Annotated in this window: 20 protein-coding genes; 2 read left to right on the top strand and 18 right to left on the bottom strand. The window is 70.8% G+C overall.

From position 1 onward, the window contains the following. The first annotated feature begins 190 nt into the window (after positions 1 to 190). The gene (locus tag ACFYSH_RS29345; RefSeq protein ID WP_359475576.1) at positions 191 to 706 is read left to right on the top strand and encodes a hypothetical protein; all 516 of its coding nucleotides are present in this window, start codon (positions 191 to 193) and stop codon (positions 704 to 706) included. Between the two features lie 68 nt (positions 707 to 774). Here ACFYSH_RS29345 and ACFYSH_RS29340 read toward each other — a convergent pair whose 3' ends face one another. The 14 genes from ACFYSH_RS29340 to pyrR all read right to left on the bottom strand — a co-directional run bounded on the left by ACFYSH_RS29340 (position 775) and on the right by pyrR (position 17,489). Beyond that, positions 775 to 2,919 (bottom strand): primosomal protein N', encoded by a 2,145-nt coding sequence (locus ACFYSH_RS29340; RefSeq protein ID WP_359475573.1) that lies wholly within the window; start codon positions 2,917 to 2,919, stop codon positions 775 to 777. Between the two features lie 137 nt (positions 2,920 to 3,056). Continuing rightward, positions 3,057 to 4,265 carry a methionine adenosyltransferase gene (gene metK, locus ACFYSH_RS29335; RefSeq protein ID WP_359475570.1) on the bottom strand — a complete coding sequence of 403 codons (1,209 nt, stop codon included), beginning with the start codon at positions 4,263 to 4,265 and terminating at the stop codon, positions 3,057 to 3,059. Between the two features lie 240 nt (positions 4,266 to 4,505). Further along, positions 4,506 to 5,708, bottom strand: coding sequence for a bifunctional phosphopantothenoylcysteine decarboxylase/phosphopantothenate--cysteine ligase CoaBC (gene coaBC / locus ACFYSH_RS29330; RefSeq protein WP_359475567.1), 1,203 nt, complete (start codon positions 5,706 to 5,708; stop codon positions 4,506 to 4,508). Positions 5,709 to 5,881: 173 nt separating this feature from the next. After that, a complete protein-coding gene (rpoZ, locus tag ACFYSH_RS29325; protein WP_003970369.1) occupies positions 5,882 to 6,154 on the bottom strand; it encodes a DNA-directed RNA polymerase subunit omega in 273 nt (90 codons plus the stop codon). Between the two features lie 102 nt (positions 6,155 to 6,256). Continuing rightward, positions 6,257 to 6,874 carry a guanylate kinase gene (gene gmk / locus ACFYSH_RS29320; protein ID WP_359475564.1) on the bottom strand — a complete coding sequence of 206 codons (618 nt, stop codon included), beginning with the start codon at positions 6,872 to 6,874 and terminating at the stop codon, positions 6,257 to 6,259. A gap of 38 nt (positions 6,875 to 6,912) precedes the next feature. Next, positions 6,913 to 7,236 (bottom strand): integration host factor, encoded by a 324-nt coding sequence (locus ACFYSH_RS29315; RefSeq protein ID WP_014157387.1) that lies wholly within the window; start codon positions 7,234 to 7,236, stop codon positions 6,913 to 6,915. A gap of 244 nt (positions 7,237 to 7,480) precedes the next feature. Continuing rightward, on the bottom strand, positions 7,481 to 8,320 hold the full coding sequence (pyrF, locus tag ACFYSH_RS29310; RefSeq protein ID WP_359475560.1) for an orotidine-5'-phosphate decarboxylase: 840 nt from the start codon (positions 8,318 to 8,320) through the stop codon (positions 7,481 to 7,483). Continuing rightward, complete coding sequence (locus tag ACFYSH_RS29305) at positions 8,317 to 9,426, bottom strand: quinone-dependent dihydroorotate dehydrogenase (protein WP_359475557.1); 1,110 nt, start codon at positions 9,424 to 9,426, stop codon at positions 8,317 to 8,319. The genes pyrF and ACFYSH_RS29305 overlap by 4 nt, the downstream gene beginning before the upstream one ends. Positions 9,427 to 9,484: 58 nt before the next feature. Further along, complete coding sequence (gene carB, locus ACFYSH_RS29300) at positions 9,485 to 12,793, bottom strand: carbamoyl-phosphate synthase large subunit (RefSeq protein WP_359475555.1); 3,309 nt, start codon at positions 12,791 to 12,793, stop codon at positions 9,485 to 9,487. Beyond that, positions 12,786 to 13,928 carry a glutamine-hydrolyzing carbamoyl-phosphate synthase small subunit gene (carA, locus tag ACFYSH_RS29295; RefSeq protein ID WP_359475552.1) on the bottom strand — a complete coding sequence of 381 codons (1,143 nt, stop codon included), beginning with the start codon at positions 13,926 to 13,928 and terminating at the stop codon, positions 12,786 to 12,788. The genes carB and carA overlap by 8 nt, the downstream gene beginning before the upstream one ends. Next, positions 13,925 to 14,512, bottom strand: a complete 588-nt coding sequence (locus ACFYSH_RS29290) for a hypothetical protein (RefSeq protein ID WP_359475549.1) — start codon at positions 14,510 to 14,512, stop codon at positions 13,925 to 13,927. The genes carA and ACFYSH_RS29290 overlap by 4 nt, the downstream gene beginning before the upstream one ends. Continuing rightward, positions 14,509 to 15,795, bottom strand: coding sequence for a dihydroorotase (locus ACFYSH_RS29285; RefSeq protein ID WP_359475546.1), 1,287 nt, complete (start codon positions 15,793 to 15,795; stop codon positions 14,509 to 14,511). Before ACFYSH_RS29285 ends, ACFYSH_RS29290 begins: the two co-directional genes overlap by 4 nt. Before the next feature lie 2 nt (positions 15,796 to 15,797). Further along, entirely contained in the window at positions 15,798 to 16,814 is a 1,017-nt protein-coding gene (locus ACFYSH_RS29280) for an aspartate carbamoyltransferase catalytic subunit (protein WP_359475543.1), read from the bottom strand. A gap of 90 nt (positions 16,815 to 16,904) precedes the next feature. Continuing rightward, positions 16,905 to 17,489, bottom strand: coding sequence for a bifunctional pyr operon transcriptional regulator/uracil phosphoribosyltransferase PyrR (pyrR, locus tag ACFYSH_RS29275; protein ID WP_359475537.1), 585 nt, complete (start codon positions 17,487 to 17,489; stop codon positions 16,905 to 16,907). Between the two features lie 221 nt (positions 17,490 to 17,710). Between pyrR and bldD the strand changes: the two genes are divergently transcribed. Beyond that, positions 17,711 to 18,211, top strand: coding sequence for a transcriptional regulator BldD (bldD, locus tag ACFYSH_RS29270; protein ID WP_014157378.1), 501 nt, complete (start codon positions 17,711 to 17,713; stop codon positions 18,209 to 18,211). 164 nt (positions 18,212 to 18,375) lie between these two features. Here the strand turns inward: bldD and nusB are convergent, their stop codons facing one another. The 4 genes from nusB to ACFYSH_RS29250 all read right to left on the bottom strand — a co-directional run bounded on the left by nusB (position 18,376) and on the right by ACFYSH_RS29250 (position 21,419). Next, positions 18,376 to 18,807, bottom strand: a complete 432-nt coding sequence (gene nusB, locus ACFYSH_RS29265) for a transcription antitermination factor NusB (RefSeq protein ID WP_031097763.1) — start codon at positions 18,805 to 18,807, stop codon at positions 18,376 to 18,378. 2 nt (positions 18,808 to 18,809) lie between these two features. Further along, entirely contained in the window at positions 18,810 to 19,376 is a 567-nt protein-coding gene (gene efp, locus ACFYSH_RS29260; RefSeq protein ID WP_031097761.1) for an elongation factor P, read from the bottom strand. 72 nt (positions 19,377 to 19,448) lie between these two features. Further along, complete coding sequence (locus ACFYSH_RS29255; RefSeq protein ID WP_388756375.1) at positions 19,449 to 20,555, bottom strand: M24 family metallopeptidase; 1,107 nt, start codon at positions 20,553 to 20,555, stop codon at positions 19,449 to 19,451. A 69-nt stretch (positions 20,556 to 20,624) separates the two neighbouring features. Continuing rightward, the gene (locus ACFYSH_RS29250) at positions 20,625 to 21,419 is read right to left on the bottom strand and encodes a Pro-rich N-terminal domain-containing protein (RefSeq protein ID WP_388756372.1); all 795 of its coding nucleotides are present in this window, start codon (positions 21,417 to 21,419) and stop codon (positions 20,625 to 20,627) included. Positions 21,420 to 21,514 lie beyond the last annotated feature (95 nt).

Genomic DNA, 21,514 nt, shown 5'->3' with positions numbered 1-21,514 from the left:
TTGCCGCACAGTCCCGCCGGGGCCCGGCGGCCGGGGGGCGTACGCAGGCCCGTGCGCCCCGCGAGGTTTCCCATACGCCCCTGTTGCGTGACCAGATGGGCGGGTGACGCGTTGGTCAAGTGAGATTGACCGAAGTGGACCGCCCCCGCGCGGTCCGATCCCTTTCAACGCCGGTTCGAGAGGCTTGTTCATGGCCGACCACGCAACCCACGACGCCCAAGCACGTGCCAGTCTGCACCTGTTGGTGCGGGACATCGAGCGGGTCCGCCGGCAGGTGGACGCGCTGCGTACCCTCACTGCGCAGCTGGGCAACGTCTACCGTCCGCGCCGCTCCGGCCCGTCAGCGGGCTTCGTCGTCTACGGCAGGGCGCCCGCGCCGACGGTCCGGCTCGCGCAGGAACTGCGGGACAGTGTCGAGACGCTGGTCACCGCTGCGGTGGACTTCGACCGCTCGCTGGGCTTCTCGTGGGACGCGGTCGGCTCCGCCCTCGGGGTCACCAAGCAGGCGGTGCACCGCCGTTACGGCGCGCGCCGCGCCGCACCGCAGCCCGCGGCGACGGCGGAGGGCGCCACCGAGAACGCGCACCGTGCGGTGCCCGCGACGCCGGGCCCCGCCCCCGCGCTGCCGGTCGTGCCGGCGGCCCGCTCCATGCCTCCGCAGCCGTCGGACCGGCCTGGCGCCTTCCCCGGCCCGCGCAACGGCTGACACGTGATGCAGGGGCCGGATCCGCCGGACACCGGCTTTCGCGGCCGGGCCGCCCCGGCCCGGTCGCGTCAGCCGATGTCCGGCGGATCGATCCTGATCCGTACGGGATCAGCTGTGGCCCTGGCCGTCCGGGCCGCCTGCGCCGCCTTCAGGGCGGCCGCCAGTGCCGCTCCCCGCCCCGGCGGGACCCTGACCAGCGCCCGCTCCCAGGTCTCACCGGCCGGGGCGTCCCCCTGTCTGCGGGGCCTGCCGGGAGCCGCTCCCGGCACCGGGACCGGCCCGAGTACCTCCGCTTCGGGCGGCAGGTCCGCACCGGCGAGGTAAGCGGCCACCGCTTCCGGCGGTCCGGTCACCGAGGCCATCCGCGACACCGGCGGAAAACCGAGCTCGGCGCGTTCCGCGAGCTCACGGCGGGCGTGGCCGACCGGGTCCCACCGGACCAGCGCCTGCACGGGCCGCAGGGTCGGCTCGGCCACGATGACCACCGTGCCGCCCTCCGGCTGCCCACGCACCAGCGCGGCGGCGGCCGTCCAGCGCCGGAGCGCCTCCTCGCCCGCCCGCAGGTCGGGTCGGCCGACCATCGCCCAGCCGTCCAGCAGGAGTGCCGCCGCGTAACCGCCCTCGGCCACCGGCTCCGCGCCGGGGGTACTGACCACGAGGGCGGGCTGGTCGGGCACGGAGTCCAGCACGTGGTCCCGCCCCGATGTCCGCACCGGGACGGCGGGGAACGCGCGTCCCAGCTCCTCGGCGGTCCTGCGGGCGCCGACGATCCGCGCCCGCAGCCGGACGCCACCGCATGCGGTGCAGCGCCAGGCCGTCTCGGCCCGCCCGCACCACGCACAGTTGAGATCCTGCTGGTCGGGTGCCTGCAACGGCCCCGCGCAGTGCCGGCACCGCGCGGGTTCCCGGCAGCGCTCGCAGGCCAACCTGGGCGCGTAACCACGGCGCGGCACCTGGACGAGGACTGGGCCGCTGCGCAGGCCGTCCCGTACGGTCTGCCAGGCCAGGCTGGGGAGCCTGGCCGAACGGGCCGCGCCGTCCCGCGCCAGCTCCCCGTCGCCGACCGTACGCACGAGGGGGGCCGCGATCCGCAGCTGGTCCCGGTCCGCGCGCAGGGGCAGGGCCCAGCCGCTCTCGACCAGCTGGGCCGCCTCCACCGTGCAGTTCGTCCCGCCCAGCAGGAAGGCACAGCGGCCGTGCGCCGCCCGAAGCTCCAGGACCTCCCTGACGTGCGGGAAGGGGGCGTTGTCGTCGCTGTGGCTGGAGTCGCCGTCGTCCCAGAGGGCCACCAGGCCCAGGTCGGCGACCGGGGCGAACATCGCGGCCCTGGTTCCGACCACCGCGCGCACGGATCCGCGGCGGACCGCCAGCCACTGCCGGTAGCGCTTCTCCGGTCCGGAGTCGGCGGTCAGCAGCGCGTGGCGCCCCTCTCCCAGCACCGCGGTGAGGGCGGCGTCGACACGCCCGGCGCTCCGCCCGTCCGGTACGACGACGAGCGCGCCCCGGCCCGAAGCCAGGGTCGCGGCCATGGCGCGGGCTGTCTCCTCGGGCCAGTGCGGTCCTGGCAGCGCCGTCCACACGGCCCGGGGCGCCCCTCCCTCGGCCAGCGCCCGCAGGAACCCGGGGCCCTGGGCATACCGCTCCCAGGTCCCCGGCGACGGGACGGCGGGCGGCGGCAGGGGGGCGGGGGACGGCTTGGACTCGGCGCGGCCGTTCCTGGGCGGCACGGCGAGCTGCAGCACGTCCGCGAGGCTGCCGGCATAACGGTCGGCGACGGCGCGTGAGAGCTCGAGCAGCTCCGGCCCGAGCACCGGCTCGGGCGAGACGACGTAGGCGAGGGCCGCCAGGGCTCCCTGGTAGTCCGACGAGGCCCGACGCTCGATCAGGAAGCCGTCGATCAGCCCACCACCCTCGCGCCTCCCGCCTCGGACCTGGCGTCCTCCGGCCCCGAACCGCACCCGGACCCGCACGCCGGGCTGCGCGTCCGCGTCGAGCTCCTCGGGGACGGCGTAGTCGAAGTACTGATCGAGATGGAGCGCGCCCTTGTTCACCAGGACGCGGGCGACGGGGAGCTCCTCGGCGAGCGCGGCGCCCCGCCAGGTCCGCGGCTTGGCGCGCGGCACCTTGGCCTGGCGCACCGTCTCCCGGATGAGCGCAAGCTGTTCCGGCGCCCCGGACCCGGGCTCGTCGGACCGCTCGTCGTCGCTGCTCACAGCCACATTCCTACCAGACCCCACTGACACGCCCCGGCCCGTCCGGGACGCCGGACGCGCCGGGGCCCGGACACCCCGTGCGAGTGTCCGGGCCCCGGTTTGCAGGACGAACCAGCGACGCTAGGGCGAAATACGCCCTAGAGGCCCGCCGCCTTGCGCAGCGCTTCGACGCGGTCGGTGCGCTCCCAGGTGAAGTCGGGGAGCTCACGGCCGAAGTGCCCGTACGCCGCGGTCTGGGCGTAGATCGGGCGCAGCAGGTCGAGGTCGCGGATGATCGCGGCCGGGCGGAGGTCGAAGACCTCACCGATGGCGTGCTCGATCTTCTCCGTGTCCACGGCTGCGGTGCCGAAGGTCTCGACGAACAGGCCGACCGGCTCGGCCTTGCCGATCGCATAGGCGACCTGGACCTCGCAGCGGGCCGCGAGCCCGGCGGCCACGACGTTCTTGGCGACCCAGCGCATGGCGTAGGCGGCCGAGCGGTCGACCTTGGACGGGTCCTTGCCGGAGAAGGCGCCGCCGCCGTGGCGGGCCATGCCGCCGTAGGTGTCGATGATGATCTTGCGACCGGTGAGGCCGGCGTCGCCCATCGGGCCGCCGATCTCGAAACGGCCGGTCGGGTTCACCAGCAGGCGGTAGCCCTCGGTGTCCAGCTTGATGCCGTCCTCGATGAGCTGGTTCAGGACGTGCTCGACGACGAACTCGCGGATGTCGGGCGCGAGCAGCGAGTCCAGGTCGATGTCGGAGGCGTGCTGCGAGGAGACGACGACCGTGTCGAGACGGACGGCCTTGTCACCGTCGTACTCGATGGTGACCTGGGTCTTGCCGTCGGGGCGCAGGTACGGGATGGTCCCGTTCTTGCGGACCTCGGAGAGCCGGCGCGAGAGCCGGTGCGCGAGGTGGATCGGCAGCGGCATCAGCTCGGGCGTCTCGTCGCAGGCGTAGCCGAACATCAGCCCCTGGTCGCCCGCGCCCTGCTTGTCGAGCTCGTCCTCGTCGCCTTCGACGCGCTTCTCGTACGCCGTGTCGACACCCTGGGCGATGTCCGGGGACTGCGCCCCGATGGACACCGAGACGCCGCACGAGGCTCCGTCGAAGCCCTTCTTGGAGGAGTCGTAGCCGATCTCCAGGACCTTGTTGCGCACAAGGTTGGGGATGTCGGCGTAGGCCTTGGTCGTGACCTCACCCGCGACATGCACCAGACCGGTGGTGATCAAGGTCTCGACGGCGACGCGCGAGGAGGGGTCCTCGCGCAGGAGCGCGTCGAGAATCGTGTCGCTGATCTGGTCAGCGATCTTGTCGGGGTGACCCTCGGTGACGGACTCCGAGGTGAAGAGACGGCGGGACACATCGCTCCCTGGGGTTGCAGCGGCTGCTGGCTGATCATTGATGGAAATCCGGGAGCTGCGCCCGGCACATTCCGTCGACCAGTTTATCGGTCGCTTCCGGTGATCGGGTCACGCGTCTCGCCCCTTGGGAGGTCTGTGACCTGCGGCACTGTTGACGGCAGTACGACAATTCCTCCTCCGGGGCGCGAGACACGGCCGGTCGTGGTGAATTTCTTCCCGCCGTGGCGGCGCCTACGCAATCTAACCGAAACGCGCCGCCACCAGGTCCCATACCGTGTCGGCGAGGGCTTCCTTGGGCCCGTACGGCACAGTCGTCTCGCCGCCGTCGGCCCCGAGCACGACCGCCTCGTTCTCCTCGGACCCGAAGGTCTTACGCTCCCCCACCTCGTTCACGACGAGAAGATCACAACCCTTGCGGCGGAGCTTCTCGCGGCCGTTGGCGAGGACGTCGTCGGTCTCGGCGGCGAATCCGACGACGAGCTGCCCCGGCCGGGCCCGGTGCGCGGCGACCTCGGCCAGGATGTCGGGATTGCGGACGAGCGCGATGGGAGCGGGTTCCTGGCCGTCCTTCTTCTTGATCTTCCCCGTGGCGTAGGCGGTGGGCCGGAAGTCGGCGACCGCCGCGGCCATCACCACGACATCGGCGTCGGCCGCCGCCCGCAGCACGGCCTCGCGCAACTGGACGGCGGTTCCGGCCCGCAGTACGTCGGCACCCGCCGGGTCGGGAAGTCCCGTGTTGGCCTCGATCAACGTCACCCGGGCGCCGCGTGCGACGGCAGTGCGGGCGAGGGCGTAGCCCTGCTTGCCCGAGGACCGGTTGCCCAGGTAGCGCACCGGATCGAGCGGTTCACGGGTGCCGCCCGCGCTGATCACCACGTGCCGGCCGGCGAGGTCGGGGGCGCCGGGGCCACGGGTCAGGACGCGCCGGCAGACCTCGAAGATCTCCCCCGGGTCGGGCAGTCGGCCCTTGCCCGTGTCGACACCGGTGAGCCTGCCGACGGCGGGCTCGATGACGACGGCGCCACGTCGGCGCAGGGTGGCGACGTTCTCCTGGGTGGCGGGGTGCTCCCACATCTCGGTGTGCATCGCGGGCGCGAAGACCACCGGGCAGCGTGCGGTGAGAAGGGTGTTGGTGAGGAGGTCGTCGGCGAGGCCGTGAGCGGCCTTGGCGAGCATGTCGGCGGTGGCGGGGGCGACCACGACGAGATCGGCGCCCTGGCCGATCCGGACGTGCGGCACCTCGTGCACGCCCTCCCAGACCTCGGTCGACACGGGGTTCCCGGAGAGGGCCGACCAGGTGGCCGCCCCGACGAAGTTCAGCGACGCGTCGGTCGGGACGACCCGTACGTCGTGGCCGGACTCGGTCAGCCGGCGCAGCAGTTCGCACGCCTTGTACGCGGCGATGCCGCCACTGACCCCCAGGACGACCTTCGGCTTCTCCACTGCGTCTCCCCGCACTCGTGTCTGCGCGCACTCACGTGCGGCCTCATGACGTACGCGCTCCATGCTGCCTCACCGCCCGCTACGCGCTCCGCCGGGCCCGGGACGGGACACACCACAGGCCCGGCGGATACCGTCCGCCGGGCCTGTGGTGAAGGTGCTTTCCTGCCGTCCGCCTACTGCGCGGGGCCCTCGATGGCCTCGGAGGTCAGCAGGCCCGCGTTGATCTCGCGGAGCGCGATCGAGAGCGGCTTCTCGTGCACGTGCGTGTCCACGAGCGGACCGACGTACTCGAGGAGGCCTTCACCGAGCTGCGAGTAGTACGCGTTGATCTGGCGCGCCCGCTTGGCGGCGTAGATCACAAGGCTGTACTTCGAGTCGGTGGCCTCGAGGAGCTCATCAATCGGGGGGTTGATGATGCCCTCGGGCGTGGTGATGGAAGAGGACACTCTCTGCCTTCCGAAGGGGATAGAGATCAAAGAGATCTTTGATCATGCTGGTTCCGCAGTGGTGATGCTCTGCGTCCGCGGTGGTGGTGAGGACCGGTGAGGTCAGTCGCCGGTACCGCGGAGGCCGGAAGCCTGCAGCATCAACGTTAGCAGCTCGCGTGCCACGTCCTCGACGGAGGTGTTGACGAGCGTCGTGTCGAACTCGGCTTCGGCGGCCAGCTCGACCTTCGCGGCCGTGAGGCGGCGCTCGATCACGTCGGGCGCCTCCGTCCCGCGGCCGGTGAGCCGGCGCACCAGCTCGTCCCAGCTGGGCGGCGCGAGGAAGACGAGCTGTGCCTCGGGCATCGACTGCCGGACCAGCCGGGCACCCTGCAGGTCGATCTCCAGCAGCACCGGCTCACCCGCCTCCAGGCGGTCGAGCACGGCCCGGCGGGGCGTGCCGTAGCGGTTGCCGGCGAATTCGGCCCACTCCAGCAGCTCGCCGTTGGCGACCAGCTTGTCGAACTCCTCGTCCTCCACGAAGAAGTAGTGGACACCGTCGCGCTCGCCGGGGCGGGGCTTACGGGTCGTGGCGGACACCGAGAGCCATACCTCGGGGTGAACCTTGCGCATATGAGCGACGACCGTGCTCTTGCCGACCCCTGAGGGGCCGGAGAGCACGGTCAGCCGCGGACGTGCGTCCGGGGGTACGGGGGACGTCCCCCGGGATGTTGCAGCCATGGGGCGATTATCCAGGTTCTCAGGGGTGCCTGAGAACGTCAGGCGGCGCTGCCGCCGAACTCACGCTCCAGAGATGCGATCTGGTTGGAGCCGAGACCCCGGACCCGGCGGCTCTCGGAGATGCCCAGCCTCTCCATGATCTGCTTGGCGCGGACCTTGCCCACGCCCGGCAGGGACTCCAGGAGAGCGGAGACCTTCATCTTACCGATGACGTCGTTCTCCTGGCCCTGCTTGATGACCTCATGGAGCGAGGCGCCGGAGTGCTTGAGTCGATTCTTGACCTCGGCCCGCTCCCGGCGAGCCGCGGCGGCCTTTTCGAGCGCGGCTGCGCGCTGTTCAGGGGTAAGGGGCGGAAGAGCCACGCCTACGTCACCTCGGATGTCGATCTGTCGGATACGGACCGGCGCGGAACCTGGTGGTTCCACACCTGGTGAGCAACGAACAACCTGTGCTCGTTGGCCCTCGACGGAGACTAGCGGCCAAGGCCGCCTGAGTCAGCGAGAACAGACGAAAAGTCCTGGTCAGCCTCCGTCGACCCGGACATTTCAGCCATAACCACCAAGAATTTTGCTCAAGATTCCGTCAACAGGCTGTCACGTGGCATGGTCAGCCTTCCGAGACGGCCGTACGGATCTCGTCCGCGAACCGTCCGGCGGCTTCGCGCAGCCCTGACGCGCCCGGACCGTGACGCAGCACACCCCGGCTCACGCTCGGCACCACGTTGCCCACCGCGGCACCGAAGACGCGGGGCAGATCCGCGGGGGTGGCGCCCTGGGCCCCGATGCCGGGAGCGAGCAACGGTCCGTTGATCGACAGATCCGCACCGGCGTCCCCGAGCGTGGCACCGACCACGGCGCCGACGGACCCCAGGGGCGTCGCGCCCGCGTTCTCGGCCGCCATGTGGTCCAGCATCAGCTGGGCCAGCGAGCGCCCGTCCGCCGCGGTCGCGCGCTGGACCTCCGCGCCCTCCGGGTTGGAGGTGAGCGCGAGCACGAAGACACCCGCGCCGGAGACCGCGGCCGCGTCGAGCGCCGGACGCAGCGAGCCGAAACCGAGGTACGGCGAGACGGTGACCGCGTCGGAGAACAGCGGCGAGTCCTGGTCGAGGTAGGTCGCCGCGTAGGCGCCCATCGTGGAGCCGATGTCTCCGCGCTTGGCGTCCATGAGCACGAGGGCCCCCGCCGCGCGGGCCTCTTCGACGGCCTTCTCCAGGACGGCGACACCGCGCGAACCGAAGCGCTCGAAGAACGCGGACTGCGGTTTGAGCACCGCGACCCGGTCGGCCAGCGCCTCGACGACCGTACGCGTGAAGCGCTCGAGGCCCGCGATGTCGTCGTTCAGGCCCCAGGAGGTGAGCAGGGAGGCGTGCGGATCGATGCCGACGCAGAGCGGCCCACGGGTGTCCATGGCGTGGCGCAGGCGTGCGCCGAAGGGTTCGAGGGTCACTGCATGGCCTTCCGTGTCTCGGCGCCGACGGCTTCGGCGAGGGTGGCGTACGGAGATGCGGCGAGGCGCGCGGCCAGGCCCTTGTGGACCGCGCGGGCGTAGAACGGGCCTTCGTAGATGAAGGCGCTGTAGCCCTGGACGAGCGTGGCACCGGCCAGGATGCGCTGCCAGGCGTCCTCGGCGTTCTCGATACCCCCGACGCCCACCAGGGTGATCCGGGGCCCCACACGGGCGTACAGGCGGCTCAGGACCTCCAGGGAGCGCTCCTTGAGGGGGGCGCCGGAGAGTCCGCCGGTCTCCTCCACCAGGGACGCCGCGGACTTCAGGCCGAGGCTGTCGCGGGCGATGGTGGTGTTGGTGGCGATGATGCCGTCCAGACCCAGCTCGACGGCGAGGTCGGCGACCGCGTCGACGTCCTCGTCGGCGAGGTCCGGTGCGATCTTGACGAGCAGCGGGACACGCCGGTCGGTGACGGTCCGGTCGGCGGCCTCGCGGACCGCGGTGAGCAGCGGGCGCAGCGCCTCGGTGGCCTGGAGGTTGCGCAGGCCCGGGGTGTTCGGGGAGGAGACGTTCACGACGAGGTAGTCGGCATGTGCTGCGAGCCGCTCCGTGGACTTCACGTAGTCGCCCACGGCATCGGCCTCGGGGACGACCTTGGTCTTGCCGATGTTGACGCCGACGGTCGTGCGGAAGACCGGGGTGCGGGCGGCGAGGCGCTCGGCCACGGCCGCGGAGCCCTCGTTGTTGAAGCCCATGCGGTTGATCAGCGCCCGGTCGGCGACGAGGCGGAACAGCCGCTTCTTCGGGTTGCCGGGCTGCGGCTCCCCGGTGACCGTGCCGATCTCGATGTGGTCGAAGCCGAGCATCGACATGCCGTCGATCGCGACGGCGTTCTTGTCGAAGCCCGCGGCGAGCCCGAAGGGGCCGTGCATCCTCAGGCCGAGCGCCTCGGTGCGCAGTTCCTCGAAGCGGGGTGCGAGCGCGGCGGCCACGAAGGTGCGCAGCACGGGAGTCCGTGCGGCGAGGCGGATCCAGCGGAAGGCCAGGTGGTGGGCCTGCTCGGGGTCCATCCGCTTGAAGACCAGCTGGAAGAAGAGTTTGTACATCTCGGGTGTCCTCATGAAGAGGGGGACACCGTTTCCGGTGTCCCCCTGTGGGCGCTTCCTAGTCGCGGGCCGCGGTCAGATGTTCCGCGTGTTCCTGGAGGGAACGTACGCCGACGCCACCGTGGTTGAGCGCGTCGATGCCCTGGACGGCGGCGGCGAGCGCCTGGACGGTGGTGAGGCACGGCACGGACCGGGCGACGGCCGCGGTGCGGATCTCGTAGCCGTCGAGCCGGCCGCCCGTTCCGTACGGGGTGTTGACGATGAGGTCGACCTCGCCGTCGTGGATCAGCTGCACGATGGTCTTCTCGCCGTTCGGGCCCTCGCCCTCCGACTGCTTGCGCACGACGGTGGCGTTGATGCCGTTCCGCTTGAGGACCTCGGCGGTGCCGGACGTGGCCATCAGCTCGAACCCGTGCGCGACGAGCTCGCGCGCCGGGAAGATCATCGAGCGCTTGTCGCGGTTGGCGACGGAGATGAACGCACGGCCCTTGGTGGGCAGCGGACCGTAGGCGCCGGCCTGCGACTTGGCGTAGGCCGTGCCGAACACCGAGTCGATGCCCATGACTTCACCAGTGGAGCGCATCTCCGGGCCGAGGACCGTGTCGACGCCACGGCCGCGGATGTCGCGGAAGCGCGACCACGGCATGACGGCTTCCTTGACGGAGATCGGCGCGTCCAGCGGCAGGGTGCCGCCGTCGCCGTGCTTCGGCAGCAGGCCTTCCGCGCGCAGCTCCGCGACGGTCGCGCCCAGTGAGATGCGGGCGGCGGCCTTCGCGAGGGGGACCGCGGTCGCCTTCGAGGTGAAGGGGACGGTCCGCGAGGCGCGCGGGTTGGCTTCGAGGACGTAGAGGATGTCGCCGGAGAGCGCGAACTGGATGTTGATCAGTCCGCGTACACCGACGCCCTTGGCGATGCCCTCGGTGGAGGCCCGCAGGCGCTTGATGTCGAAGCCGCCCAGGGTGATCGGGGGCAGCGCGCAGGCGGAGTCGCCGGAGTGGATGCCGGCCTCCTCGATGTGCTCCATGACGCCGCCGAGGTAGAGCTCGGTGCCGTCGTAGAGCGCGTCGACGTCGATCTCGATCGCGTCGTCGAGGAAGCGGTCGACCAGGACCGGCCGGGTGGGGCTGATCTCGGTGGACTCGGAGATGTACGAGGAGAGCCGTGTCTCGTCGTAGACGATCTCCATGCCGCGGCCGCCGAGCACGTACGACGGGCGCACGAGGACGGGGTAGCCGATCTCGTCGGCGATGGCCTTGGCCTCGGCGAAGGTGGTGGCGGTGCCGTGCTTGGGGGCCGGCAGACCGGCCTCGGCGAGCACGCGGCCGAAGGCGCCGCGGTCCTCGGCGGCGTGGATGGCCTCGGGGGAGGTTCCCACGACCGGCACGCCGTTGTCCTTCAGGGCCTGCGCGAGGCCGAGCGGGGTCTGGCCGCCGAGCTGGACGACGACGCCGGCGATCGGGCCGGCCAGCGACTCGGCGTGGACGATCTCCAGGACGTCCTCGAGCGTGAGCGGCTCGAAGTACAGCCGGTCGGAGGTGTCGTAGTCCGTGGAGACGGTCTCCGGGTTGCAGTTGACCATCACGGTCTCGTAGCCGGCGTCGCTCAGGGCGAAGGAGGCGTGGACGCAGGAGTAGTCGAACTCGATGCCCTGGCCGATGCGGTTCGGACCGGAGCCGAGGATGATCACCGCAGGCTTGGTGCGCGGCGCGACCTCGCTCTCCTCGTCGTAACTGGAGTAGAAGTACGGCGTCTTCGCGGCGAACTCGGCGGCGCAGGTGTCGACCGTCTTGTAGACCGGGCGGATGCCCAGCGCGTGCCGGACCTCGCGCACGACGTCCTCGCGCAGGCCGCGGATCTCGCCGATCTGGGCGTCGGAGAAGCCGTGCCGCTTGGCCTCGGCGAGCAGGTCGAGGTCGAGGCGCTCGGTGGCGGCCAGCTCGTCGGCGATCTCCTTGATCAGGAAGAGCTGGTCGACGAACCAGGGGTCGATCTTCGTGGCGTCGAAGACCTCTTCCTGGGTGGCGCCGGCGCGGATCGCCTGCATGACGGTGTTGATGCGGCCGTCCGTGGGGCGGACCGCTTCGGCGAGCAGCTCGGCCTTGTCACCGGTCTCGCCGGTGAAGGCGAACTGCGAGCCCTTCTTCTCCAGGGAGCGCAGGGCCTTCTGCAGGGCCTCGGTGAAGTTGCGGCCGATCGCCATGGCCTCGCCCACCGACTTCATGGTGGTGGTGAGGGTCGAGTCGGCGGAGGGGAACTTCTCGAAGGCGAAGCGGGGGGCCTTGACGACGACGTAGTCGAGGGTCGGCTCGAAGGAGGCCGGCGTCTTCTCCGTGATGTCGTTGGGGATCTCGTCGAGCGTGTAGCCGACGGCCAGCTTGGCGGCGATCTTGGCGATCGGGAAGCCGGTGGCCTTCGAGGCGAGCGCCGAGGAGCGGGAGACGCGCGGGTTCATCTCGATGACGATGATCCGGCCGTCGGCCGGGTCGATCGCGAACTGGATGTTGCAGCCGCCGGTGTCCACACCCACCTCGCGGATGATCGCGATGCCGATGTCACGCAGCCGCTGGTACTCACGGTCGGTGAGCGTCATCGCCGGGGCGACCGTGATGGAGTCACCGGTGTGGACACCCATCGGGTCGAAGTTCTCGATGGAGCACACGACCACGACGTTGTCGTTCTTGTCGCGCATCAGCTCCAGCTCGTACTCCTTCCAGCCGAGGATGGACTCCTCCAGGAGCACCTCGGTGGTCGGCGAGAGCGTGAGGCCCTGTCCGGCGATGCGGCGCAGCTCCTCCTCGTCGTGCGCGAAGCCGGAGCCGGCGCCGCCCATGGTGAAGGAGGGGCGGACGACGACGGGGTAGCCGCCGAGCGTGTCGACGCCCGCGATGACGTCGTCCATGGTGTGGCAGATGACGGAGCGGGCGGACTCGCCGTAGCCGATCTTGGCCTTGACGGCCTCGACGACGCCCTTGAAGAGGTCGCGGTCCTCGCCCTTGTTGATGGCCTCGACATTGGCGCCGATGAGCTCGACACCGTACTTCTCCAGCACGCCGTTGTCGTGCATGGAGATCGCGGTGTTGAGCGCGGTCTGGCCGCCCAGGGTCGGGAGCAGCGCGTCGGGGCGCTCCTTGGCGATGATCTTCTCGACGAACTCGGGGGTGATCGGCTCGACGTACGTGGCGTCGGCGATCTCCGGGTCGGTCATGATCGTCGCCGGGTTGGAGTTCACCAGGATGACGCGCAGGCCCTCGGCCTTGAGTACGCGGCAGGCCTGGGTGCCGGAGTAGTCGAACTCGGCGGCCTGGCCGATGACGATCGGACCGGAGCCGATGACCAGGACGGACTGGATATCGGAGCGCTTAGGCACGCTGGTCCTCCATCAGGGATACGAAGCGGTCGAAGAGGTACGCGGCGTCGTGCGGGCCGGCGGCTGCTTCGGGGTGGTACTGGACGCTGAAGGCCGGCCGGTCCAGGAGCTGCAGGCCTTCGACGACCTGGTCGTTCAGGCAGACGTGGGAGACCTCGGCGCGGCCGAACTCCGTGTCGGAGACCTTGTCCAGGGGCGCGTCGACGGCGAAGCCGTGGTTGTGCGCGGTGACCTCGACCTTGCCGGTGGTGCGGTCCTGCACGGGCTGGTTGATGCCACGGTGGCCGTACTTCAGCTTGTAGGTGCCGAAGCCGAGGGCGCGGCCCAGGATCTGGTTGCCGAAGCAGATGCCGAAGAGCGGGGTCTTCCGCTCCAGTACGCCCTGCATGAGGGCGACCGGGTGGTCGGCGGTGGACGGGTCGCCGGGGCCGTTGGAGAAGAACACCCCGTCGGGCTTCACCGCGTACACCTCGTCGAGGCCGGCGGTGGCGGGCAGGACGTGCACCTCGATGCCGCGCTCGGCCATGCGGTGCGGGGTCATGCCCTTGATGCCGAGGTCGATCGCGGCGACGGTGTACTTCTTGGTGCCGATCGCGGGGACGACGTACGTCTCCTTGGTGGCGACCTCGGCGGAGAGGTCCGCGCCGCTCATCTCGGGTGCCTGGCGCACCTTGGCGAGCAGTATGCCCTCGTCCTGGACGGCGTTCCCCGAGAAGATGCCGACGCGCATCGCGCCGCGCTCACGCAGGTGGCGGGTCAGCGCACGGGTGTCGATGCCGCTGATGCCGACGACGCCCTGGGAGGCGAGTTCCTCGTCCAGCGTGCGCCGCGAGCGCCAGCTGGAGGGGGTCCGGGCGGGGTCGCGCACGACGTAGCCGGAGACCCAGATCCGCTTGGACTCGGCGTCCTCGTCGTTCACGCCGGTGTTACCGATGTGCGGGGCGGTCATGACGACGACCTGGCGGTGGTACGAGGGGTCGGTCAGCGTTTCCTGGTAGCCGGTCATGCCGGTCGAGAACACCGCCTCGCCGAAGGTCTCCCCCACGGCCCCGTAGGCGCGGCCGCGGAAGGAGCGGCCGTCCTCCAGGACGAGTACGGCGGGAGCTTTTCCGGCTCCCCGGGTGGAGATCGTCATCGTGCGGTGCCTTCCGTAGTGCTGGTGAGGTGGTTGACGGCGTCGACCCAGGCCTGGTGCTCGGCCGCGTGGTCGGAGCGGAAACCCGAGTCGATCAGCCGGTCGCCGTGCGCCCAGGTGATGACCAGCAGGCCGCCCTCGGGCAGGACCTTGCCGGCGAGCGCCTTGTCGAGCCTGGCCTCGCGCAGCGCGGCGGCCGGTACGAAGAAGTCGGCTGCCCCGGGGCGTACGACGTCCAGGCCCTGTTCCGTGAGTGTCAGCTCGACCCGGCTGCGGGTGCCGAGGCCGTGCGCGACGATCCGGTCGAGCCATTGCCCGGCGGTCGTCGAGGCGTGGTAGCGGCCGGTCAGTGTGAGCAGTGTCTCGCCCTCCGCGAACCCCTCGGGGGTGGTCGCGAGCTCGGGCAGCCCGGACTGCAGGCTCCCTCGCCATTTCCATCCCTGGCGCATCAGCCAGTAGACGAAGGCGATGAAGACGATCAGTCCGAGGACCCAGCTGATGCGGGCGGACCAGTCCGTCACTTCGGCCGACTTCTGCTCGGCGGCCAGTCGGTACAGCTGAAAATCGGGGTGGATTGTTGTCACGCGAGCTTCCCGTCGACGACCGTGGCACGGCCCCGCAGGAAGGTGTGGGTCACTCGGCCGGGCAGCTCACGACCCTCGTACGGAGTGTTGCGGCTGCGGGAGGCGAAGCCCGCGGGGTCCACTGCTCCACGGTATGCCGGATCGACCAGAGTGAGGTTGGCGGGCTCACCCGCCGAGACGGGCCGGCCGTGTCCGTCGAGCCTGCCGATGGCCGCGGGGCGGAACGACATGCGGTCGGCGACGCCCGCCCAGTCGAGGAGGCCTGTGTCCACCATGGTCTGCTGCACCACGGAGAGCGCGGTCTCCAGGCCCACCATGCCCATGGCGGCGGCGGCCCACTCGCAGTCCTTGTCCTCGTGCGGGTGCGGCGCGTGGTCGGTGGCGACGCAGTCGATGGTGCCGTCGGCGAGGGCCTCACGCAGGGCCATGACGTCGGTCTCGGTGCGCAGCGGCGGGTTCACCTTGTAGACCGGGTTGTAGGTCCGTACGAGTTCGTCGGTGAGCAGCAGGTGGTGGGGGGTGACCTCGGCGGTGACGTTCCAGCCCTTGGACTTGGCCCAGCGGACGATCTCCACGGAGCCGGCGGTCGAGAGGTGGCAGATGTGCACCCGGGAGCCGACGTGGGCGGCGAGGAGGACGTCACGGGCGATGATCGACTCCTCGGCGACGGCGGGCCAGCCGCCGAGTCCGAGCTCGGCCGAGACGACGCCCTCGTTCATCTGGGCGCCCTCGGTGAGGCGGGGTTCCTGGGCGTGCTGGGCGACGACGCCGTCGAAGGCCTTCACGTACTCCAGGGCGCGGCGCATGATCACGGCGTCGTCGACGCACTTGCCGTCGTCGGAGAAGACCTTCACCCCGGCGGCGGAGTCGTGCATGGCGCCGAGCTCGGCGAGCTGCTTGCCCTCGAGGCCGACGGTGACGGCGCCGACGGGCTGTACGTCGCAGTAGCCGGACTCCTTGCCGAGCCGCCAGACCTGCTCGACGACACCGGCGGTGTCGGCGACGGGGAAGGTGTTGGCCATGGCGTGGACCGCGGTGAAGCCGCCGACCGCCGCCGCCTTGGTGCCGGTGAGGACGGTCTCGGAGTCCTCACGGCCGGGCTCGCGCAGGTGGGTGTGCAGGTCGACGAGGCCGGGCAGCAGGATCTGGCCGGCCGCCTCGATCACAATGGCGTCGCCGGCCTCGATGCCGGTGCCGGTCCCGACGATGCTCTCGCCGTCGATGAGGACGTCGCCGGGCTCGCCGCCGAGGACCTTCGCACCGCGGATCAGGATCTTGCTCATGGTTACTTGTTCTCCTCGGTACGGGCGGAGGCGGAGGGCAGAGCGGTCTCGTAACCGCCGAGCAGCAGGTACAGGACGGCCATGCGGGTGGAGACGCCGTTGGCGACCTGTTCGACGGCGGTGCAGCGGTCGGAGTCGGCGACCTGGGCCGTGATCTCCATGCCGCGGACCATCGGGCCGGGGTGCATCACGATGGCGTGCTCCGGCATCTTCGCCATGCGTTCGCCGTCCAGGCCGTAGCGGCGGGAGTACTCCCGCTCGGTCGGGAAGTAGGCGGCGTTCATGCGCTCGCGCTGCACCCGCAGCATCATGACGGCGTCCGACGTCGGCAGGACGTCGTCGAGACGGTAGCTGACGTCGCAGGGCCACTGCTCGACGCCGACCGGCACGAGGGTGGGCGGGGCCACCAGGGTGACGTGCGCACCGAGTGTGTGCAGCAGGTGGACGTTGGAGCGGGCCACGCGGCTGTGCAGGATGTCGCCGACGATCGTGATCCGGCGGCCTTCGAGGTCGCGGCCGACACCGGCGTCGGGTCCGACCAGCCTGCGGCGCATGGTGAACGCGTCCAGCAGGGCCTGGGTGGGGTGCTCGTGCGTGCCGTCACCCGCGTTGACGACCGCGCTGTCGATCCAGCCCGAGGTCGCGAGGCGGTACGGGGCACCGGAGGCGCCGTGCCGGATGACGACCGCGTCGGCCCCCATGGCCTCCAGGGTCAGGGCGGTGTCCTTGAGCGATTCGCCCTTGGAGACGGACGAGCCCTTCGCGGAGAAGTTGATGACGTCGGCGGAGAGGCGCTTGGCTGCGGCCTCGAACGAGATCCGGGTCCGGGTCGAGTCCTCGAAGAAAAGGTTCACGACCGTTCGTCCACGCAGAGTGGGAAGCTTCTTGATCGGCCGGTCCGCGACCCTGGCCATCTCCTCGGCGGTGTCGAGGATCAGGACGGCGTCGTCGCGGGTGAGGTCTGCGGCCGAGATGAGGTGGCGGTGGGTCCGGGGGTCGGCCCCGGGAGGGCGCAGCATCTGAGGATCTCCGGGAAGGGTGGAGGGATCAGGCAGGCGGGCGTGCGGAAGCAGCCGTGCGGCCCATGGGGCGCACGGGACGGGACTCGGCTACTGCTCGCCTGCCGGGACGGTCTGCTTGACGCCGAGCAGCACGGCGTCGCGGCCGTCCTCCTCGGCGAGCTGGACCTTGACCGTCTCCCGCAGCGACGTGGGGAGGTTCTTGCCGACGTAGTCGGCACGGATCGGGAGTTCCCGGTGGCCGCGGTCGACGAGGACCGCGAGCTGCACGGCACGGGGCCGGCCGATGTCGCCGAGCGCGTCGAGCGCGGCGCGGATCGTGCGGCCGGAGAAGAGCACGTCGTCGACGAGCACGACGAGCCGGTCCTCGATGCCCTCACCGGGGATGTCGGTGCGTGCGAGGGCACGCGCGGGGCGCATCCGCAGGTCGTCGCGGTACATGGTGATGTCGAGTGACCCGACCGGCGTCTTGCGACCGGTGATCTCTTCGAGCTTTCCGGCGAGCCTGTCGGCGAGGAAGACTCCTCGCGTCGGGATGCCGAGCAGCACCACGTCGTCGGCGCCCTTGGCGCGTTCGACGATCTCGTGGGCGATTCGGGTCAGTACCCGGGCGATGTCGGGAGCCTCGAGAACGGGGCGTGCCGCATTGCCGGTGTGGTCGTGCTGTGCGTCCATAAGAAACGGACCTCCTTCTCCGCCTCACAGGACGGACGTTAAAGGACGTCGAAATTGCGTCATCCACGTTACCAGGGCTTGCCCGAGGTCCTGTCCGCACCCCCGGTGGGAGGCAGTCCGGACCTTTCGGCTTGACGCAGCCAAGTAACGCTGCGTAACCTCACAGTGAGTTACCAGCCACGCGGCCCAGCCGCAGAATGTTCCAGCGTCCGGGGAGCCTTATGTCCAGCGAATACGCAAAGCAGCTCGGGGCCAAGCTCCGCGCCATCCGCACCCAGCAGGGCCTCTCCCTCCACGGCGTGGAGGAGAAGTCCCAGGGCCGCTGGAAGGCCGTCGTGGTCGGTTCCTACGAGCGCGGCGACCGCGCCGTGACCGTGCAGCGCCTTGCCGAGCTGGCCGACTTCTACGGCGTTCCGGTGCAGGAGCTCCTGCCCGGCACGACCCCCGGCGGTGCCGCCGAGCCGCCGCCGAAGCTGGTCCTCGACCTGGAGCGCCTCGCCCACGTGCCGCCGGAGAAGGCCGGGCCGCTCCAGCGTTACGCCGCGACCATCCAGAGCCAGCGCGGCGACTACAACGGCAAGGTCCTCTCCATCCGCCAGGACGATCTGCGTACCCTGGCCGTGATCTACGACCAGTCGCCGTCCGTGCTCACGGAGCAGCTGATCAGCTGGGGTGTACTGGACGCCGACGCGCGTCGCGCGGTGGCCCACGACGAGGGCTGACCAGCACCGCCACACACCGTACCGCCGGGTCGGCGGGGTCCTGAGGATCCCGCCGGGCCGGCGTTCTCATGTGCCGACGCCCCGGGACCACCGGGGCGGTACGCCGAAGAGCCCGCGGTCGCACGCGACCGCGGGCTCTTCGTTCGGCTCGACGCCGCCGGGGACTACTGCTCCCGGCGGAGATTCGGCTTGAGGTCCTTGAACCGGGCCAGCAGGCCGTTCACGAAGGCCGGGGAGTCATCCGTGGAGAACTCCTTGGCGAGCTGGACCGCCTCGTCGATCACCACGGCGTCCGGGGTGGAGTCCATCCAGATCAATTCGTAGGCACCGAGCCGCAGGATGCTCCGGTCGACGACCGGCATGCGGTCGATCTCCCAGTCCACGGCGTAGGTGACGATGAGGTCGTCGATCCGGTCCGCGTACTGCGCGTACCCCTCGACCAGCTCCATCGTGAACTCACCGACCGGCGGCTGACGGTCGTCGGTCCGCGACAGCCGCACCCAGTCCGCGAGGACCGTCTGCACGGACTCACCGCGCTGGTCGGCCTCGAAAAGGATCTGGAAGGCGCGCTTGCGGGCCTTGTTCCGGGCAGCCACGGTTAGCTGTTCACCCGGCCGAGGTAGTCGCCCGTACGGGTGTCGACCTTGATCTTCTCACCGGTCGTGATGAAGAGCGGGACACCGATCTCGTAACCGGTCTCCAGGGTGGCGGGCTTGGATCCACCGGTGGAGCGGTCACCCTGGACACCCGGGTCGGTGTGCTGGATGGTCAGCTCGACCGCGGCGGGCAGCTCGACGTAGAGCACCTCGCCCTCGTGCTGCGCGACGGAGGCGGTGAAGCCCTCGATCAGGAAGTTGGCGGCGTCGCCGACGGCCTTGCGGTCGACCATGAGCTGGTCGTACGTGTTCATGTCCATGAAGACGAAGTACTCGCCGTCCATGTACGAGAACTGCATGTCGCGGCGGTCAATGGTGGCCGTCTCGACCTTCACGCCGGCGTTGAACGTCTTGTCGACGACCTTGCCGGAGAGCACGTTCTTGAGCTTGGTGCGCACGAAGGCGGGGCCCTTGCCGGGCTTGACGTGCTGGAACTCGACGACGGACCAGAGCTGGCCTCCGTCGAGCTTGAGCACCAGGCCGTTCTTGAGGTCGTTCGTGGAAGCCACGGTTGCGGAATCTCCTGGACTGAAGCTGGTGGACGGCCAAGGATGCGCGCCGGAGTCTCCGCGAGGAGTTCCCTAGAGCGCGAGCAGCTCCTTGGTCGTAATGGTGAGTAGCTCGGGTCCGCCGTCCGCCTCGGGGCGCACGACGAGCGTGTCATCGATCCGGACACCGCCCCGGCCCGGGAGGTGGACCCCCGGTTCGACGGTGACCGGCACGCAAGCGTCCAGTTTACCCATGGCCGTCGGTGCCAACTGCGGGTCCTCGTCGATTTCGAGTCCGACCCCGTGCCCGGTGCTGGGATGGAGGCCGTCCGAGTGGCCCGCCGAGTCCAGGAGATGACGGGCCGCGTGGTCCACGTCACGGCAGGCGGCGCCGGGCACCAGAGCCTCCCGCCCGGCCCGCTGAGCGGCGAAGACAAGGTCGTAGAGCTCGATCTGCCAGTCCGCGGGGCTGGTTCCGATGACGAACGTCCGGCCGATCTCGCAGCGGTACCCGCGGTAGTTCGCGCCCAGGCAGACGGAAAGGAAATCGCCTTCCTCGACCCTGCGGTCGGTGGGCCGATGACGGCCGAGACCCGAGTGGGGGCCCGTCCCGACGGAGGTGGCGAAGGCCGGGCCGTCGGCGCCGTGGTCCACCAGCCGGCGCTCTAGCTCCAGGGCCAGATGGCGTTCGGTGCGCCCCACCAGGATGGATTCGAGGAGTTCGCCGAGCGCCTGGTCGGTGATCTCCGCGGCGATCCGCAGACAGGCGATCTCCTCCTCGTCCTTCACCAGGCGCAGCTGCTCCACCGTGCCGCCGAGATCGTTCAGGCGCAGGCGGGGAGCCGCGGAACTCATGGCACGGTGGCGGGAGACGGTCAGATCGTGTTCTTCGACCGCGAGGGAATCGGCGTGCAGGCCGCCGGCGAGGTCGGCCGCCGCGACCACCGGGTCGCCGTCGGCCTCGGGAAGGACGGTCAGCCGCAGCTGCTCGTCGGGGCGCCCGTGGGCGGGGGCTCCGGTCGGGGCGCGGGGGCAGAGCAGGACGTCCTCGCCGGGGCCGAGCAGCAGCACGGAGCCCGGAGGGACTCCACCCGCGAGATAGCGGACGTTGGCGGGGCGGGAGACCAGGGCGGCCGCGGATCCGGCGGCGGCGTACCGGTCACGCAGCAGCCCGCGTCGGACGGCGTACACCTCTGACATGTTCCCGAGCCTACGAGCGCCGGTCCGGCCTCGCCCGGTCAGCGCACCCGACCGGGCGCCGGGCGGTCGTCACCAGGCCGGCGGGCTGGCTATGGAGCGGGCCAGGACGTCGTCGAGGACCCGTGCCGTCGTCTCCACGTCGTAGGTGGAGTTGTCGATGATCGGCAGACCGGAGCCGTACCAGCCGGCCATGCGGCCGTGGATCCTGGCGACTTCCTCGTCGGAGAGCCTGCGGTTCCCACTGCGGGCCGCATTGCGCTCCAGGACGACCTCCAGGCCGGGCAGGAGGACCACGGGGAGCAGGCCGGGGCCCACATGGCGCTTCCATCCGCCGAGGCCGACGACCGGCCGGTCCGGGAAGACGGCGTCGTCGAGGATGCAGGAGATGCCGTTGGCCAGGAAATTGCGGGCGGCGAAGCCGCAGGTGCGCCGGGCCAGCCGGTACTGCGCCTCGGAGTGGTCGTTCCATCCGGCCTGCGGGTCGGCGAAGCCGGAGCACACCCATTCGCGGACGTCGTCCAGGGACACGTGTGCGGTGGGAACCCGGCGGCGGGCCGCCCAGAGCTTGGCGACCGTGGTCTTGCCGGCGCCCGCGGGGCCGATCAGGAGCACGGCCAGGGTCGCGGCCCCGGTGCCCGCCTCCGCGGGCGGCGCGGGCAGCGGGACAGGGCCGCCCGGCGGCAGCTGGATGTGCCCGGTGGTCTCCCGGGAGGGCGGGACCGGGGCGTGCTGGGCCGCAGGCGCCATGGGAGGAGGCGGCGGCCCGGCCTGGCCGGGTCGGCCTGGGTGCTGGGCCTGGTGCGTCCACGGCCCGTCCCCGGGTCCCTGGGGCGGCGGCAGCGGTGCCCCCACTGCGTGCTGCATCCGGTGCCACTCCGTCTCGTACAGGCAACTGGCGCTGGTCGACGGCAACCGTACCTCCCCCGGCCGCCACGCTGTGAACGGGCGGGGGAGGTACG

It is taken from the genome of Streptomyces sp. NPDC005791 (assembly GCF_042871485.1).
Classification (GTDB): Bacteria; Actinomycetota; Actinomycetes; order Streptomycetales; family Streptomycetaceae; genus Streptomyces.
Note: the sequence above shows the minus strand (reverse complement) of the source record. Positions and strands in the feature narration are given on the sequence as shown.